Genomic DNA, 14,999 nt, shown 5'->3' with positions numbered 1-14,999 from the left:
CGGCTCCCGGGCGAGCGCGGGGCGGCCGAACGCCGGGAACTCCCGGCGCCGGCCGCCCCGTCGGGCCGTGCCCGCGGGTCAGGCGACCTTGCGCGGCGCCCCGGACACGGCGACGGCTCGCACGGTGGTCGGCAGGTCGCGGCAGCGGCCCACCGGGGACAGGATGAGGATCAGGCCGGAGGCCGAGATGGCCACCGCCATCACCCACAGGGCGGTACGGACCCCGAACGCCGAACCCAGCGCGCCGGCCAGGACCGCGCCGAGCGGGATGGTGCCGTAGTTGACGAACTGCATGCTCGCGGTGATCCGGCCGAGCAACCGCGGTGGGCAGTACTGCTGTTGGAAGCTCGACTTGATCACATTGCTCGCCACCACCCCCGCCGACATCGCGAACGAACCGCAGACGAACACCGTCAGACCCGGGCCCGCCGTGGTCAGGGGGATGAGCAGGACCAGGCTCGACACACCGGGCTCGAAGAGGAGGAACGCGCGGGCGGTGCCGATCCGGGAGGACACCCGGCGGGAGACGAACGCGCCCGCCACGCCGCCGACGGCGCCGGCCGCGATCAGCGCGCCGGCCAGGCCCTCGTCGATGCCGACCGTGCGGATCAGGAACACCAGTTGGAGCGACTGGAGACCGATCAGGCCCAGGTTGGACACGCCGCCGAAGAGGGCGAACGCCCGCAGCCAGGGGTCGTGCGCGACCAGGCGCAGCCCCTCGCCGATCTCGCCGACCAGCGAGCGCTCGGCGCGCTCCTCGGGCGCCGGCTTCGACTCGGGCTCGCGGTGGCGGATGCGGAACAGGCAGACGAACGAGGTCAGGAACGTGCCGGCGTTGACGAACATGCCGTTCACGGCGCCCGCGAGCTGCGCGATCAGGCCGCCCGCGCCGACCCCGGCGATCTGTGCCGCGGACGCGCTGCCGTGCAGCTTGCTGTTGCCCTCGGCCTGGTCGGCGGGGAGCAGGATGCCGGGCAGGTAGGCGGTGTACGCGGTCTGGAAGAACACCGCGGACACCCCCGTCGCCAGCGTGATGGCGAGGAGCAGACCGATGCTCAGCAGGCCCGCCCGGTGCGCCAGTGGGACGGCCAGGAACAGCGCGCACGAGGTCGCGGCGGCGGCGAGCATGATCGGGCGGCGGGCCATCCGGTCCACCCAGACGCCGACCGGCAGGCCGATCAGCAGCCACGGCAGCCAGGCCGCGGCGCCGAGCAGGCCGATCTCGAAGGTGCTCGCGTCCAGGGTCGAGATCGCGATCAGCGGCATCGCCACGCCGGTCACGGACGCGCCGAACTTGCCGGTGGTCTCGCCGAACCACAGCAGACGGAAGTCGCGGTGGCGGTGCAGGAGGCCGCTCATCGGGAGTCCTCGTCGGGTTCGGTGGGGGGATCGGCTTCGGTGGTTTCGCTCGGATCGGCCGACGCCGTCCCGTCCTTCGGCCGGCGCGGGAAGGACTGGAACTGGAGGACGACCGTGGCCGCGCCCGGCTGCTCCGGGCCGCGAGTGGCCTCGTGGATCAGTTCGACGACCCGGCGGTTGAGGTCGGCCAGCTGGTCGACGGTCAGGCGCACGCCGCTCCAGTCCGAGGCGATGCGGGCGCGGACCCACTCGGGGCCCATCTCGTCGGCGTCGGCGAACGACTCCAGCAGACGTTCGCCCTGCTGCCGGAAGAACTCGTGCATGTAGACGTCGAGCGCGCCCCGGGCCTCGGGGTCCTGGCGGAATTCGCTGGTGTGCAGGTCGCGCGGGTCGACCACGGCACGCCACCAGCGTTCGCGGCGGGTGCCGCGCTCGGGCACGTCCTCGATGAAGCCGTGTTCGGCGAGGTGGCGCAGGTGCCAGCTGACCGTCCCGGTGCTCTCGCCGACGCGGGCGGCCAGGTGGGTGCCCGTCGAGGGGCCGTCGAGGCGCAACATTTCGAGCAGGCGCATGCGTAGGGGATGGGCGAGGGCGCGCAGGCTGCGGGCGTCGATCCGCCGGCGGGAGTCGGTCACATCCCCACCGTAATACGCAGAGAAGTCTCTGCAAAGGGTTCTCTGCATTTTTTGCAGAGAAGTCTCTGCTAATCCTGCCCGCGCCGTCTCCCCGGGTGCCGCGCCTGGTGTCCGGCCGCCGCCACCGACGGGGACGCCGACCGCGATGTGGCGGTCGGGAGCGGGCTCGGGCTCGGCTCCGGGTCGTGCGAGTCGTGGGTCAGGTGCAGCACGAGGGTCACCAGCAGGCCGATCACGATCACCGTCACCCCGACGAGGGCCTGTACGGTCTCGCGCTGCGGGCGGCGTCGATTCTCGGACATAGCGCCACGTTAGGCATGTTCGTGGTGGTCCGACCGGCAAAGCGCCCGACTTCGCCGAAGGTGTCGCCGCCGGCGCCGGCCCCGAACTCCCCGGCTGCGGATTTCGGATAGGGGATAACGTGGCGCACGCGCTGCCCGGCGCATGGTCGCGGCCGGTACCGGGCAGTGGTCCCGTTTTGTGCACCACTCCAGGCCCGTGAGGAACACCGTGGACAAGCCCGTCCTGCTGACCGTCGACGACGACCCGGCCGTTTCCCGTGCGGTGGCCCGCGACCTGCGGCGACAGTACGGCGACCGGCACCGGGTGGTCCGCGCCGAATCCGGTGCGCAGGCCCTGGAGGCGCTGGCCGAGCTGCACGAGCGCGGCGAGCAGGTCGCGGTGCTGATCGCCGACCAGCGCATGCCGCAGATGGACGGCGTGGCCTTCCTGGAACAGGCCGCGCACCGGTACCCACGCGCGAAACGGGTGCTGCTCACCGCCTACGCGGACACCGGGGCCGCGATCCGGGCGATCAACGACGTCGACATCGACCACTACCTGCTCAAGCCGTGGGATCCACCGGAGGAACGGCTCTACCCCGTGCTCGACTCGCTGATCACCGCGTGGGAGACCGCGCCGGTGCCGGACGAGAGCTGGGCCACGGTGATCGGCGCGCGCTTTTCCGCGCCGTCCTTCGAGCTGCGCGACTTCCTCGCCAACAACGGCGTGCCGTATCGCTGGTACGACGTCGGCCAGGCCGAGGCGCGCCGGCTGCTGCGCGAGACCGGCACCACCGAGGCCGACGTGCCGGTGGTGATCGCCCCCGACTCGACCGTGCTGCGCGGCCCGTCCAAGGGCGAACTGGCCGAGTACGTCGGCCTGTCGGTGACCGCGTCCGACGACCTGTACGACGTGGTGATCGTCGGCGGCGGCCCGGCCGGTCTCGGGGCCGCGGTGTACGCGGCCAGCGAGGGGCTGCGCACACTGCTCGTGGAGCGGCAGGCCACCGGCGGGCAGGCCGGGCAGAGTTCGCGGATCGAGAACTACCTCGGCTTCCCCGACGGCATCTCCGGATCGCAGTTCATCGGCCGCGCCCGCCGCCAGGCGCTCAAGTTCGGCGCGGAGATGGTCAGTACGCGCGACGTGACCGGTCTGCACGTGGACGGCGACGTGCGCACCATCTCCTGCGACGGCGACGTCGTCGCCCGGGGACACGCGGTCGTGCTCGCGACCGGCGTGTCCTACCGCACCCTGGACGCGCCGGGCCTGGCCGAGTTGACCGACCGCGGCGTGTACTACGGCGCCGCGCTGACCACCGGGCCGGACACCCGTGACCAGGACGTCTACATCGTCGGCGCGGCCAACTCGGCCGGGCAGGCGGCGGTGTTCTTCGCCCGCTACGCCCGCCGGGTGATCATCCTGGTGCGCGGCGCGGGCCTGGAGGCGTCCATGTCGCACTACCTGATCGAGCAACTGGAGCAGATTCCCAACGTCGAGGTCCGGGTCCGCACCGAGGTCTCCCGGGCGCACGGCACCGGCCGACTGCGCGAACTCACCCTGCGCGACCGGGACTCCGGCACGGAGGAGACCGTGCCCGCGTCGTGGTTGTTCGTCTTCATCGGCGCCAGCCCGCGCACCGCGTGGCTGGACGGCAGCGGCGTGCGGCGCGACCGGGACGGCTACATCCTCACCGGCGGCGAACTGCTCGACGACTGCGACGGCGAACTCGACGGCTGGAGCCGGCCGCCGTTCGTCCAGGAGACGGCGGTGCCCGGGGTCTTCGCCGCGGGCGACTCGCGCGCGGCCTCGGTCAAGCGGGTCGCCTCGGCGGTCGGGGAGGGCGCGATGACGGTGATGCTCGTGCACCGCTATCTGGACACCCTGGACACCCGGAAGCCGGGCGACGATCCGGGCCGACCGGGCGACGCGCGGACCCCGGCCGACACCCGCACCCCGGCGACGGAGGCATCGCGATGAGTGTGTGCGACGTGTTGCCGCCGGAGGAACTGCGCACCCTGTTCCTGTTCGAGAAGTTGCCCGACGAACACCTGAACTGGCTGTGTGCGCACGGCAGGGTCGAGGCGTTCCCGGCGAACACCACGCTCTACCACGAGGGCGATCCCGGCGAGTGCTTCTTCGTGCTGCTCTCCGGCGAGGTCACGATGAACCGCACGGTGCGCGGCGGCGAGTTGGAGGTGCACCGCTCGTCGATGCGCGGCGCCTACGTCGGCGCGGCACTGGCCCTGGACGGCGAGGGCGCGACCCCGGCGGTGCACGCGTACGGCAACACCGCGCGCACGCACGTCGATTCGACCTTCTTCGTGCTGCCGGCCGCCCAGTTGGCGCAGGCCTTCACCGAGTGGTTCCCGATGGCCGCGCACCTGGTCGCGGGCATGTTCCTGGGCGGGCGCCGGACCGGTTCGGCGGTCGGGCAGCGCGAGCGCATGGTGGCGCTCGGCACGCTCACCGCCGGGCTCACCCACGAACTGGGCAACCCGGCAGCGGCGGCCGAGCGGGCCGCGGCGAACCTGCGCACCCGGCTGGGGGAGTTGCGCCGGGCCCGGGCCGAACTGGCCCGCTGCGGCGCCGCCGCCGACGCGCTGGAGGCACTGGACCGGCTCCAGGGCGAGGTGTTGGCCCGACGGGAGGTGGAGCCGCCTCGGCTGCGCCCGCTGGAGTTCGCCGACCGGACCGACGAAGTGGCCGAGATCTTCGAGGACCTGGACCTGCCGGACGCGTACGAGACGGCGCCGTCGTTCGTCAACGTCGGCCTGTACGAGGACTGGGCCCGGGACGCGGGCGCGGCCCTCGGCGCGGCGGCGCGCCCCGGACTGACCTGGCTCGCGGCCAACCTCGAGGGCGAGGCGCTGCTCGACGAGGTCGCCGACGCGCTGGGCCGGATCACCGATCTGCTCGCCGCCGCCGGGCAGTACACCCAGATGGACCGGGCCCCCTACCAGGAGACCGACCTGCGCAAGGGCCTGGACAGCACGGTGGCGATGCTGGCCGGCCCGCTGCGCGACATCCGGGTCGAGCGCGAGTACGCCGAGGACCTGCCCAGGATCCAGGCCTATCCGGCCGAGCTGAACCAGGTGTGGACGAACCTGATCGACAACGCCGCCGACGCGATGGGCGGCAAGGGCACGCTGACCCTGCGCGCCCGCGCCGACACCGCGTCGGTGGTGATCGAGATCGAGGACACCGGCCCCGGGATAGCGCCCGACATCCAGGACCGGATCTTCGAGCCGTTCTTCACCACCAAGGCCCTGGGCGAGGGCACCGGCCTGGGCCTCGACATCTCGTACCGCATCATCGTCCAGCGCCACGACGGCACGCTCACCGTCGACTCCGAACCGGGCCGCACCACCTTCCGGATCACCCTGCCGCGCTAGGGCCCCGGTCCGACGCGGCCGGCCGGGTCCGTCGGTTCGAGGCGTGGCGGTGCTTCGTCGCCGCGCGTGCGTGAGGGGTTGGGTGTGGGTGGGCGGCCTCGGGGGTGTGGGGCTACAGCCGGGGGAGGCGCATCCGGGTGAGGCGGCCGCCCTCCACGGGGGCGTCGTCCGTGGTGCGGACGGCCAGGGCGCGGTAGGTGCCGGGGACCGTGGCCACCCAGAAGCGGTCGGCGAAGATCGTCGCGGGCGCCTGGAGCACGAAGCGGCCTCGGCGGAACTCGACCCGAGGCGGCACACCGTCGTCGGGCAGCACCCCCCACGCCAGGGCCCAGGCCGGCTCGCGACGGGCCGAGCGGAGCGCGCCGCGCAACAGCGTCGGCGCCAGGGTGGAACCGGCCACCGCCACGTCGATCAGACGGTAGCCCGCGTATACCTCCAGCGCCGGGCGGCCCCGCGAGCCCCTGCCCACGCGCATCGTGCAGTCGCTCAGCCGCAGATACAGTTCGGCGGTCGTCTGCTGCATCACGTCGCTCATGGCGCCCCCGTTCGAAGCCCCCGACGGGTCAGTCCCCTCGGGCCACCCCAGGATTCGCCTTCGGGGTGCTGCGCCGCATCGGCTGTACGAACCGTTTCCGCGACACCGTCTACTCCCCCTGTAGGACGGAGATTCCGCTCGCTACTCCCCCGAACGAGCGAGGCGCGGACTTCAGGCGGCGCCCGGCACGGCCAGCCCGGTCTCGTAGGCACAGATCACCGCGTGTACCCGGTCGCGCAGGCCGAGCTTGCCGAGGATGCTGCTGACGTGCGTCTTCACCGTATGTTCGCTGACCACGAGGGCCTCGGCGATCTCCGCGTTGGACATCCCGAGGGCCAGACAGCGCATCGTCTCCCGCTCGCGCGTGGTCAACACGGCCAACCGCTCGGAGGGTTGGGCCTGCTGCTCCGTACGTGGCAGTCGCCGCGTGTAGTCGGCGATCAGCCGCCGGGTCACCGACGGCGCGAGCAGCGCCTCGCCGCTCGCCACCATGCGCACCGCGTGCACCAGGTCGTCGCGCCGTACGTCCTTGAGCAGGAACCCGGCCGCGCCCGCGTAGAGCGCGTCGTAGACGTACTCGTCGACGTCGAACGTGGTCAGCATGACGATCCGACACGCCGGCGCCTCGGCGGACACCACCCGGGCCGCCTCGATGCCGTCCATCCGCGGCATCCGGATGTCCAGGAGCAGTACGTCGGGCCGGTGCGCGCGCACCGCCTCGATCGCCGCCACCCCGTCGCCCGCCTCGGCCACCACGGAGATGTCCGACTGCGCGTCCAGGATCATCGCGAAGCCGCTGCGCACCAGCCCCTGGTCGTCGGCGACCACCACCTTGATCGTCATCGGACCGCCCGCGTCGCGTCGAGCGGGATGCGCAGCGCGACCTCGAACCCGGGCCCGGTCACCCGCGGTCCGGCCACCACACTGCCCCCGCACGCGCTGGCCCGCTCCCGGATGCCGATCAGCCCGTGGCCCCCGCCCGGGCGCGGCCGGCCGCCCCGCCCGTCGTCGGTGATGGTGATCCCCATCGTGTCCTCGCCCCATTCGAGTCGTACGGTCACCGTCGTGGCCTGCGCGTGCCTGACCGCGTTGGTCAGCGCCTCCTGGACCACACGGTACGCGGCGATCTCCGCGTCGGAGCGCAGCGGTCGACGCTCGCCGACGCTCTCGTACACCACCTTCAGATCGGTCCGCCCGACCTCGGCGACCAGGTCGGCGATATTGGCCACGGTGGGCTGCGGCGCCCGGGCGCCGGCCTCCTCGTCGTCCTTGAGCGTGCCCAGGATGCGCCGGAGTTGCACCATCGCGTCGCGCCCGGCGTCGGCGATCGCGTCGAACGCCGCCTCCGCGCGGGCCGGATCGCTGCGCACCACCACCGGGCCGGCCTCCGCCTGTACGGTCATCAGGCTCACCGCGTGCGCCAGGATGTCGTGCATGTCGCGGGCGATCCTGGCCCGTTCGCGGGCGGCGGCCCGGGCCACCTCGGCGTCGGCGCGGCGGATCTCCAGGTCGCGCTCGTGCTCCAGCCGCCGGGTGCGCTCCTCGATCTCGGCGATGTAGGCGGTGCGGTGCCGGGTGGCCAGCCCGAAGGCGGCGGCGGCGGTCAGCGTCAGGATGTCCAAGGTGGCCTGCTGCGGCGGTTGGGCCTTGGCGAACTCCACCATCAGCGTGATCGGCAGGGCCAGCGCCGCGACGGCGATCCGCTCCCAGCGCCGACCGAGTGAGAAGACCGTGTAGATGGCGATCGTCATGCCGAACTGGAAGGACTGGCCGGGCCGATGGTGCAGCGAGGCCGGTACCGCGAAGAGCGCGACCACACACGCGACCACGAACGGCTGCCGGCGCCGCCAGATCAGCGGGATCGCGGTTCCGCTGAGCAGGAGGAACCCGAGCCGGTACGGCGACCGCAGGTAGATCAGGAACGGCAGCGACACCAGGAACTGCACCAGCAGCGCGATCATCACGTCGAGGAGTCGCGGATCGATCCGCCGCATCACGTCGCGGGTGTGCCGGGCGCGGTCGCGGACGTGGCGGTCCGCGTCGTGCGCGGCGCGAGGCGCGGCGTGCCGATCGGCGCAGCGGTCGGCGTCGCGCGTGGCGAGGTGGTCGGACATACGGCGTACTCCTGGGTGGACGTCTCCGACAGTGTCGCGGTTGCGCGTTCGGCGGCGCTTCGCTCTCGCGGGGGATCTGCTCACCCGGGGTGCGGCGGCGCGGTGGGACCACTCGGTGACGATCGAATCCGTGCGCCGGCGGCGAACGCGCGCCCTGTTGGCGATGCGGGTGGCGTCGCGTCTGGTACGACTGGTGGCATGGCTACCGGCAACCGCTTCGTCCCCGAGCGCGACCGTTCGACGCCGGCGGCCCGGTGGGGCCGGCCGGCGGGTTCGGCCGCGCGCGCATTCGGCCGCCGGAAGAGAGCGGGGGCGCGGCCGTGCGGCCACTGAGGCGGGGTCAGGTGTGGACGATTCCCACCGTCGGCCGCGAACGCACCTTCATGATCGTGCAGAACGACCACGTCGCCGCGCTGCATCCGGGCGCGGCGTTGTGCGCGCTGGTGGACACCATCGGCGACCGCCGCGAGTCGCTGGTCACGGTCCGGATCACCAGCCCGGTCGAGGGTGTCGTGCTCGCGCCCGACCTGTACACGTCGCGCCATCACCGGTTCGAGCAGGGGACGTACCTGGGCGACGTCGGGCCGGAGGAAATGGAGCAGGTGGACGTGGCGTTGCGGGCCGTTCTGGGGTTGTGAGGAGGCGGGGCGCGCGGCCGGGTCGGGGGGCGGGCGGATCCGAGGACCGCGACAATCTCGCGTGCGGGGCGTCGATGTCCGGATACGGCGGGATCGTTCAGGTCTCCAACGGCGACAGCTCGGCGGCGAACGCGGCCGGGAACGCGGTCCACGAGCGCGGTGTCGTGGCGGGGCGGATCACGAACTTGCCCACCCCGGCCGCCGCGTAGCGCCCGATCAACGCGCGTGTGGCGGCCCATCCGGTCGGTACCGGTTCGGCGAGGTACACGTCGGGTCGCCGCCGGCGCAACGCGCCGAAGTCGCGGCCCGGTTCGTCGTCGAACGCGACGATCCGGCGCATTCCGTAGCGGTCGTCGTCGACGGTACGCCCGGCCTGTGCCGCGGCGGCCTCGATCGTGCGTCGCGCCTCGGCGGCCGCGTCGGGGGTCAGCGCCGCGCCGAGCCATCCGTCGCCGAGCCGGCCCACCCGGCGCAACTATCGTGGTCCGCCGCCGCCCAGCCACAGGTCCAAGGGGCGGACCGGGCGCGGGCCGATGGTGACATGGTCGAGGGTGTGGTACTTGCCCTCGAACGAGATGTCCTCCCCTTCGAGGAGCAGCCGCACGACGGTCGGCGCCTCGTCCGTCACCTCGCCGCGCGGGCCCGGGATCGGGAACAGCGGCCGCTCGCGCGCGGTCGCGTGTCGCACGTCGAACACCGGCAGGATCCGGCCCGGCGCGAGCGCGGCCAGGGTTGCCAACTCCTTGGCCACCACGACCGGATTGCGTCCCGGCAGTACGGTCACCCCGCTGCCGACGAGGGGATCGGGCAGGTCTGCGCCGAGCGCGTCGGGCAACCACGGCGAATCCACCCCGAGTTGCTCCATGCGCACGACCGGGTCGCCGAACGTGACGGGGTCGGCGGGGTCGCGCGGCCCGAGGCCGACGCCGATGCGGAGTTTCATGAGCCCAGCCGAACCCGGATGCCGGACCCGGTCAAGCAAGGGCCGGTCCGGCGGCCGACAGGCGCTCCGCCGCCGCGCGCAACTCGGTGATGTAGTGCCGGCGTTCGGTCGGGCCGACGGCGGGCCGCAGCGGGCCGATCTGGAGTTCGTGGGTCGGCCGACCGTGCGCGTCCCGTACCGGCGCGGCCAGGTGGCTCAGGGGCAGGGTGCGGTCCGAGGTCAATTCGGCGTCGGTGTAGGCGTGCGCGCTGATCGCGGCGAGTTGGTCGAGCACCCGCGCGCGCAGCTCGGCCCGTCCGGGATGTTCGTCCAACAGGCCCACCACGTCCCGCAGTACGGGCAACAACTCGGCCGAGTCGCGGCGCGGTCGCCACGCGGCCACGCCGTGCGCGCGGATCGTGTCCAGCACCGGGGCCGACTCGGGTGCGTGTGCGAGCCAGGCGGCCCGTTCGGCGGCCGGCCGCCAGGGCATCACCGCGGCGCCGGCCGGCGGGCGCAGCGGCAGCCGGGTGCCCACCGCGATCCCGGCCGGCACCCGACCCGGTCCCGGTTCGACCGCGACGAACACCACCTGATCGACGCCGACGAGCGACAGGGCCACCCCGCACCCGACCCGCGCCGCGAGTTCGGCCAACATCTCCGCCGCGGCGGCCGGCAGCCGTACCCGGGCACGCACCGCGTCGGCGACGGCGAGCAGTCCGGCGCCGAGCGTGTACAGCCGATCCGGACCGCGTTGCACCCAACCGGGCGCCTCCAGGGCGGCGAGCACCGCGGTCGCGGTGGACCGGTTCAGATCGAGTCGGGCCGCCACCTCGGACACGCTCGACCCGTGCGGCGTGGCGGCCAGCAACTCGACGACGGCCACGACCCGTTCGGTGGGCGGTGACGCGACCATGGGCACCCCTTGCTCCGGTCGGACGGCATCCCTAGAGTCAACGAATATACGTCACTTCGACGACGAATATTCGTCACCCGGTCATGCCGACGGGCTGCCGCCGTCGCCGGAGCTTCGGCCGAGGAGGCTGTATGACCCGAGGAATCGAGGCCGACGAGACGGCGGGGGCGGCGGTCGCGCCCCTCGACCCGTTCGACCCCGGCGCGCCCTTCGACATCGAGGGCCACGACTTCGCCTTCGACGACATCCCCGACCTGCACGGCGTGCTCGCCGCCGCACGGGCGCGCAAGCCGTACGCCGTCGTGCCGTTCCTGGGGACCAGGGCGCTGCTGTTCCTGACCCACGACCTGGTGACCGCCGCGTTCAAGGACGAGGAGGCCTTTCCGGCGTCCGCGATCTACGCCGCCACCACCGAACCCGTGCTCGGGCACACCATCCAGTGCATGCGCGGCGCCGAGCACCGGGTCAACCGCAAGCTCGTGGTTCCCGCCTTCCGACGTCGGGTGGTCACCGAGCAGGTCGAGGCGATCCTGGAACCGCTCGCCCACGAGTTGGTCGACGGCTTCGCGGCGCGCGGCGAGGCCGACCTCGTCACCGAGTTCACCCACGGCTATCCGGTCCGGGTGATCACCCGGCTGCTCGGGCTGCCGATGGACGACGAGGACCGCTTCCGGCGCTGGGCGGTCGACCTGTTCCACTTCCCGATGGCGCCGGAGGCGGCCGAGCGCGCGTCCCGCGAGTTCACCGAGTACGTGACGCCGATCGTCGCGCGTCGGCGACGGGATCCCGGCGACGACCTGCTCTCCACCCTCGCGCACACCGAGGCGGAGGGGCGTCGGCTCACCGACGAGGAGATCCTGTCCTTCCTGCGGCTGCTCTTCCCGGCCGGCGCCGACACCACCTACCTGGGCCTGGGCAACGCCCTGTTCGCCCTGCTCACCCATCCCGAGCAGTTGTCCCGGACACTCGCGGACCCGGACGCCGAACTCGAGTGGGCGGTCGAGGAGGCACTGCGCTGGGAGCCGCCGGTGGGCCTGCTGCCGAGGATGTGCCCCGCTCCGGTGTCCGACTGGCAGGGCCTCGGCCTCGACATCCCGGGGGAGACCCCGCTGATCTTCGCCGTCACCGCCGCGAATCGGGACCCGGCCCGGTATCCCGATCCCGACGTGTTCGACATCGGCCGCCGGGTGCGCGCGACGCTCGCCTTCGGCGACGGACCCCACGTGTGCCCGGGCACGTGGTTGGCGCTCGCCGAGATCCGGGCCGCGCTGAAGGTACTGCTCGAACGGCTGCCGGAGCTGCGGCTCACCGCACCCACGCGGGTACGCGGTCTGCTCGGCACCGCGCTGCGCGGCCCGGAGTCGCTACCGGTCCGGTTCGGGCGCTGAGCCGGGCACGCCCGCTCAGTCGAGGCGGGTGACGTTCTGGAGCAGGCCCCAGGTGAAGTCGACGCGGTGCTCGACGCCGTTCTCGGTGATCACGCTCGCCCAGCGACCGGGGGCGGAGCCCTCGGTGTGGCGCAGGGTCGGGAAGGCGGCGGCGACGTCGGCGATCACGAAGCGCCAGGGGCGCAGGTCCGCCACCGTTTCGGCGGGCGGGGTCGTGGAAGGGTCGGCGCGGACCAGCCACTCCTGCCAGACCCGTCCGTCGGGACCGGTCAGGATCTCGAAACGCAACTCCGGCCACAGCGGCAACTCCCACCACTGCGCCTCGGCGGTGAGGTCCCCGATCGCGCGCCGCGCGCGGCCGTGCGGTTCGCCGAGCGCGGCCCGGTAGGCGCGCCCGGGGCCGCCGATCGCCCGGCTGCGCACCATGCGCTGCCACTGCGCGTTCACCTCGCGCATCCGGGCCCGGGTGAACTCCAACTCGCGGATCGCGTCGGCCACCAGATCGGGCTGGTAATCGCCCATGCGTCGCAACAACACCAGACAGAACTGATCGGGTCCCACGATGCAGATCTCCGTACTCGTTCGTTCGTTACCGCTTCCGATCCATCCCTATCCACAAAGCGGACGCTCGCGCAGGCATTCCCGGCAGGTCGATCGCCCGTACCCGGATGACCGAGGTGCTGTGATCTGACGGCCCGTCAGCGCTATCGTTTCCCCCGACGTCATCGGGCGGCCACCGGACAACCGGCGCCGACCCACTACATGGCAAGGGGTACACATGATCGTCGACTACATCCGGATGCTCGGCGCGGACCGCATCGAACATCCCGGCGGGACCCTGCTGGCCCACCTGACCCGGGTCGAGGCGCTGCTCGACTCCTGGGGCGCGCGACCGACACTGCGTACGGCCGGCCTGTGTCACGCGTTCTACGGCACGGACGGCTTCGCCCCCCGCCTGCTCCCGCTGGACCGCCGCGCGGAACTGGCCGGCCGGATCGGCGTGGACGCCGAGCGCATCGTCTACTTCTACGCCAGCTGCGACCGGGCCGCCGGCCACCCCACCCTGGTCGACGGCCCGTTCCGGGACCGCTTCACCGGCCGGACCTACCTGCCCGCCGAGGCCGAACGCCGCGACTTCGCCGAACTGACCGCGGCCAACGAACTCGACATCGTCCGGGTCGACCCCGAGGCCCGCGACCGCTACGGCGCGGGCCTGCGGGACCTGCTGGCGGGCTTTCGCCCCCTGCTCAGCACCGCCGCCCGGGACGAGTGCGACCGGGTGCTCGGCGACCGCGCCGCGCACACCGGGTAGCGGACGGGTCAGCGGCCGTCCGCCGTCGGGCGATGCTCGACGTACTCCACCACGGTGCCGTCGGCGTGCCGCGCGGTGAACCCGGATCCGGTCGGGACGCGGCGCGGCGGCTCGGTGATCTCGGCCCCGACCGCGGCCAGGCGGTCGAGGTAGGGCGCCAGTTCGGGCACCAGGAGCGTGCCGGTGGTGGATCGGAACCGCTCCACCGTGGCCGGCTCGCCCTCGATCAACAGGAAGCCGCCGACCGCGGCGAGGGCGATGCCGAACTCGCGGAAGGTGAACCACATGTCCCGCTCCACCCCCTGGAGTTCCTCGTAGAACCCGGCGGCCGCCTCCAGGCCGCCGGGTTCCACGAAGACGCGGATGAGCGCGCGCGGCGTGGTGAGCGTGGACGAGTCGTTGCTGCGGCGCCACATGATGTCGGCGGCGGGGTCGGCGGGGGTGTCCCCGGTCGACGCGGGGGCGGTGACGGGTGTGTCGGTCATCGGGAACGGGTTCCTTTTCGGGTGGCCGGCGGCCCTCGGCGGTGCCGCCCGGCGGTGTTCGTCGGTACGTCCGCCACCCTCGCGCCGCCGCCGGCGTCGAGCCAGGCTCCGGCTTGTACGGTGAGCGGCGGTCATAGGCTGGGCCGATGGCCATTCGGGACGAGCACGATCACCGGCACGAGTTGGGCACGTTCCTGCGCGCGCACCGCGAACTGCTCGCCCCCGAGGACATCGGGCTGCCCCGCTCCCCGCGCCGCCGCACCCCCGGGCTGCGCCGCGAGGAGGTCGCCGCGCTGTCCGGGGTGGGCGTGGCCTGGTACACGTGGCTGGAGCAGGGCCGGGTGGACACCTCGCGGCAGGTGCTCGACGCGGTGGCGCTCACGCTGCGCCTGGACGCCGACGCCCACCGGCACGTCCTGGAACTCGCCGGCTTCCACGTGCCGGCCGGGCCCGGCCCGATGCCGGTCGACGCACTGCGGGCGATGGTCGAGGGCTGGCCGATCAGTCCGGCGCTGGTGTTGGATCCCGCGTTGGACCTGGTGGCCTGGAACCACGCCTGGCGGGTGATCGCGCCGGACCCGGCCGAGGTGCCCGCCGAGCGCCGCAACCTGCTGTCGATGTTGCTGACCGATCCCGCGTATCGTGCGCGCTTCCCCGCGCACGAGGCGATCGCCCTCGACCTGGTGCGCCACCTGCGCACCCGCGCCGAACACCCGCGCGGCGCCGAGATCGCCGCCGAACTGCGGTCGGCGCGCCCGGACCTGGCGGCGTGGTGGGCATGCCGGGCGGTCGGGGTGTTCGCGCCCCGGACGGTGGCGACCCGGCCGGTTCCCGGCGTGTCGCCGCGGTTCGCGATGTCCCTGCTGACACCCGCGGCGGCGCCGGACGCGACGGTGCTGGTGGGCACGCCCGTCGACGCCGAGACGATCGCGCACATGGCCGGCCGGGCGGGAACGGAAGCCGGATTCGGCGGACACGACGTCTCCGGGGTCCGTAGCTTGGAGGGGTAGCGACTTCCGAC

General features: G+C 73.1%; 16 protein-coding genes and 1 pseudogene. 6 read left to right on the top strand and 11 right to left on the bottom strand.

Translation table 11 applies throughout. From position 1 onward, the window contains the following. Nucleotides 1-78: 78 nt before the first annotated feature. From EMA17_RS28675 to EMA17_RS28665, 3 genes are all read right to left on the bottom strand, one after another. A complete protein-coding gene (locus EMA17_RS28675; protein ID WP_126640030.1) occupies nucleotides 79-1,359 on the bottom strand; it encodes an MFS transporter in 1,281 nt (426 codons plus the stop codon). Beyond that, nucleotides 1,356-1,994, bottom strand: a complete 639-nt coding sequence (locus EMA17_RS28670; RefSeq protein ID WP_246126957.1) for an ArsR/SmtB family transcription factor — start codon at nucleotides 1,992-1,994, stop codon at nucleotides 1,356-1,358. Before EMA17_RS28670 ends, EMA17_RS28675 begins: the two co-directional genes overlap by 4 nt. 68 nt (nucleotides 1,995-2,062) lie before the next feature. Beyond that, complete coding sequence (locus EMA17_RS28665; protein ID WP_126640028.1) at nucleotides 2,063-2,296, bottom strand: hypothetical protein; 234 nt, start codon at nucleotides 2,294-2,296, stop codon at nucleotides 2,063-2,065. Nucleotides 2,297-2,504: 208 nt separating this feature from the next. Here EMA17_RS28665 and EMA17_RS28660 point away from each other — a divergent pair. Continuing rightward, nucleotides 2,505-4,160: pseudogene (locus EMA17_RS28660) on the top strand (FAD-dependent oxidoreductase); the annotation flags it as partial. Nucleotides 4,161-4,249: 89 nt separating this feature from the next. After that, on the top strand, nucleotides 4,250-5,668 hold the full coding sequence (locus EMA17_RS28655) for an ATP-binding protein (protein ID WP_126640027.1): 1,419 nt from the start codon (nucleotides 4,250-4,252) through the stop codon (nucleotides 5,666-5,668). 112 nt (nucleotides 5,669-5,780) lie between these two features. On the opposite strand, the gene EMA17_RS28650 is transcribed toward EMA17_RS28655, so the two are convergent. The 3 genes from EMA17_RS28650 to EMA17_RS28640 form a co-directional block, all read right to left on the bottom strand. Further along, nucleotides 5,781-6,203, bottom strand: a complete 423-nt coding sequence (locus EMA17_RS28650; RefSeq protein ID WP_126640026.1) for a hypothetical protein — start codon at nucleotides 6,201-6,203, stop codon at nucleotides 5,781-5,783. A gap of 171 nt (nucleotides 6,204-6,374) precedes the next feature. Next, nucleotides 6,375-7,046 carry a response regulator transcription factor gene (locus EMA17_RS28645; RefSeq protein ID WP_126640025.1) on the bottom strand — a complete coding sequence of 224 codons (672 nt, stop codon included), beginning with the start codon at nucleotides 7,044-7,046 and terminating at the stop codon, nucleotides 6,375-6,377. Further along, nucleotides 7,043-8,317 carry a sensor histidine kinase gene (locus EMA17_RS28640; protein ID WP_246126955.1) on the bottom strand — a complete coding sequence of 425 codons (1,275 nt, stop codon included), beginning with the start codon at nucleotides 8,315-8,317 and terminating at the stop codon, nucleotides 7,043-7,045. Before EMA17_RS28640 ends, EMA17_RS28645 begins: the two co-directional genes overlap by 4 nt. Before the next feature lie 344 nt (nucleotides 8,318-8,661). Between EMA17_RS28640 and EMA17_RS28635 the strand changes: the two genes are divergently transcribed. After that, nucleotides 8,662-8,955 carry a type II toxin-antitoxin system PemK/MazF family toxin gene (locus EMA17_RS28635; protein WP_126640024.1) on the top strand — a complete coding sequence of 98 codons (294 nt, stop codon included), beginning with the start codon at nucleotides 8,662-8,664 and terminating at the stop codon, nucleotides 8,953-8,955. A gap of 97 nt (nucleotides 8,956-9,052) precedes the next feature. Here the strand turns inward: EMA17_RS28635 and EMA17_RS53395 are convergent, their stop codons facing one another. The 3 genes from EMA17_RS53395 to EMA17_RS28625 are packed head-to-tail and all read right to left on the bottom strand — an operon-like array spanning nucleotide 9,053 to nucleotide 10,793. Beyond that, nucleotides 9,053-9,421: an LLM class flavin-dependent oxidoreductase gene (locus EMA17_RS53395; protein WP_218043086.1), complete on the bottom strand. Its 369-nt coding sequence runs from the start codon at nucleotides 9,419-9,421 to the stop codon at nucleotides 9,053-9,055. A 9-nt stretch (nucleotides 9,422-9,430) separates the two neighbouring features. After that, entirely contained in the window at nucleotides 9,431-9,898 is a 468-nt protein-coding gene (locus tag EMA17_RS53390; protein ID WP_218043084.1) for an LLM class flavin-dependent oxidoreductase, read from the bottom strand. A gap of 31 nt (nucleotides 9,899-9,929) precedes the next feature. Then, on the bottom strand, nucleotides 9,930-10,793 hold the full coding sequence (locus EMA17_RS28625) for a helix-turn-helix domain-containing protein (protein ID WP_126640023.1): 864 nt from the start codon (nucleotides 10,791-10,793) through the stop codon (nucleotides 9,930-9,932). 131 nt (nucleotides 10,794-10,924) lie between these two features. On the opposite strand from EMA17_RS28625, the gene EMA17_RS28620 reads away from it, so the two are divergent. Next, nucleotides 10,925-12,181: a cytochrome P450 gene (locus EMA17_RS28620; protein WP_246126954.1), complete on the top strand. Its 1,257-nt coding sequence runs from the start codon at nucleotides 10,925-10,927 to the stop codon at nucleotides 12,179-12,181. Nucleotides 12,182-12,196: 15 nt separating this feature from the next. On the opposite strand, the gene EMA17_RS28615 is transcribed toward EMA17_RS28620, so the two are convergent. Beyond that, nucleotides 12,197-12,742, bottom strand: coding sequence for a hypothetical protein (locus tag EMA17_RS28615; RefSeq protein ID WP_246126953.1), 546 nt, complete (start codon nucleotides 12,740-12,742; stop codon nucleotides 12,197-12,199). Nucleotides 12,743-12,959: 217 nt separating this feature from the next. Here EMA17_RS28615 and EMA17_RS28610 point away from each other — a divergent pair, with 217 nt between their 5' ends. Then, nucleotides 12,960-13,493: a DUF6817 domain-containing protein gene (locus EMA17_RS28610; RefSeq protein WP_126640022.1), complete on the top strand. Its 534-nt coding sequence runs from the start codon at nucleotides 12,960-12,962 to the stop codon at nucleotides 13,491-13,493. Nucleotides 13,494-13,501: 8 nt separating this feature from the next. Here EMA17_RS28610 and EMA17_RS28605 read toward each other — a convergent pair whose 3' ends face one another. Further along, nucleotides 13,502-13,978 carry a VOC family protein gene (locus tag EMA17_RS28605; protein ID WP_246126952.1) on the bottom strand — a complete coding sequence of 159 codons (477 nt, stop codon included), beginning with the start codon at nucleotides 13,976-13,978 and terminating at the stop codon, nucleotides 13,502-13,504. 146 nt (nucleotides 13,979-14,124) lie between these two features. Here EMA17_RS28605 and EMA17_RS28600 point away from each other — a divergent pair, with 146 nt between their 5' ends. Continuing rightward, nucleotides 14,125-14,988 (top strand): MmyB family transcriptional regulator, encoded by an 864-nt coding sequence (locus EMA17_RS28600; RefSeq protein WP_126640021.1) that lies wholly within the window; start codon nucleotides 14,125-14,127, stop codon nucleotides 14,986-14,988. The last annotated feature ends 11 nt before the right edge of the window (nucleotides 14,989-14,999 follow it).

It is taken from the genome of Embleya hyalina (assembly GCF_003967355.1).
In the GTDB taxonomy this organism is placed as follows: domain Bacteria; phylum Actinomycetota; class Actinomycetes; order Streptomycetales; family Streptomycetaceae; genus Embleya; species Embleya hyalina.
Note: the sequence above shows the minus strand (reverse complement) of the source record. Positions and strands in the feature narration are given on the sequence as shown.

Coding starts and splice junctions, on each gene's coding strand:
- EMA17_RS28675 (WP_126640030.1), bottom strand. CDS start 1,359: ATGAGCGGCCTCCTGCACCGCCACCGCGACTTCCGTCTGCTGTGGTTC.
- EMA17_RS28665 (WP_126640028.1), bottom strand. CDS start 2,296: ATGTCCGAGAATCGACGCCGCCCGCAGCGCGAGACCGTACAGGCCCTC.
- EMA17_RS28655 (WP_126640027.1), top strand. CDS start 4,250: ATGAGTGTGTGCGACGTGTTGCCGCCGGAGGAACTGCGCACCCTGTTC.
- EMA17_RS28650 (WP_126640026.1), bottom strand. CDS start 6,203: ATGAGCGACGTGATGCAGCAGACGACCGCCGAACTGTATCTGCGGCTG.
- EMA17_RS28645 (WP_126640025.1), bottom strand. CDS start 7,046: ATGACGATCAAGGTGGTGGTCGCCGACGACCAGGGGCTGGTGCGCAGC.
- EMA17_RS28640 (WP_246126955.1), bottom strand. CDS start 8,317: ATGTCCGACCACCTCGCCACGCGCGACGCCGACCGCTGCGCCGATCGG.
- EMA17_RS53390 (WP_218043084.1), bottom strand. CDS start 9,898: ATGAAACTCCGCATCGGCGTCGGCCTCGGGCCGCGCGACCCCGCCGAC.
- EMA17_RS28625 (WP_126640023.1), bottom strand. CDS start 10,793: ATGGTCGCGTCACCGCCCACCGAACGGGTCGTGGCCGTCGTCGAGTTG.
- EMA17_RS28620 (WP_246126954.1), top strand. CDS start 10,925: ATGACCCGAGGAATCGAGGCCGACGAGACGGCGGGGGCGGCGGTCGCG.
- EMA17_RS28610 (WP_126640022.1), top strand. CDS start 12,960: ATGATCGTCGACTACATCCGGATGCTCGGCGCGGACCGCATCGAACAT.
- EMA17_RS28605 (WP_246126952.1), bottom strand. CDS start 13,978: ATGACCGACACACCCGTCACCGCCCCCGCGTCGACCGGGGACACCCCC.
- EMA17_RS28600 (WP_126640021.1), top strand. CDS start 14,125: ATGGCCATTCGGGACGAGCACGATCACCGGCACGAGTTGGGCACGTTC.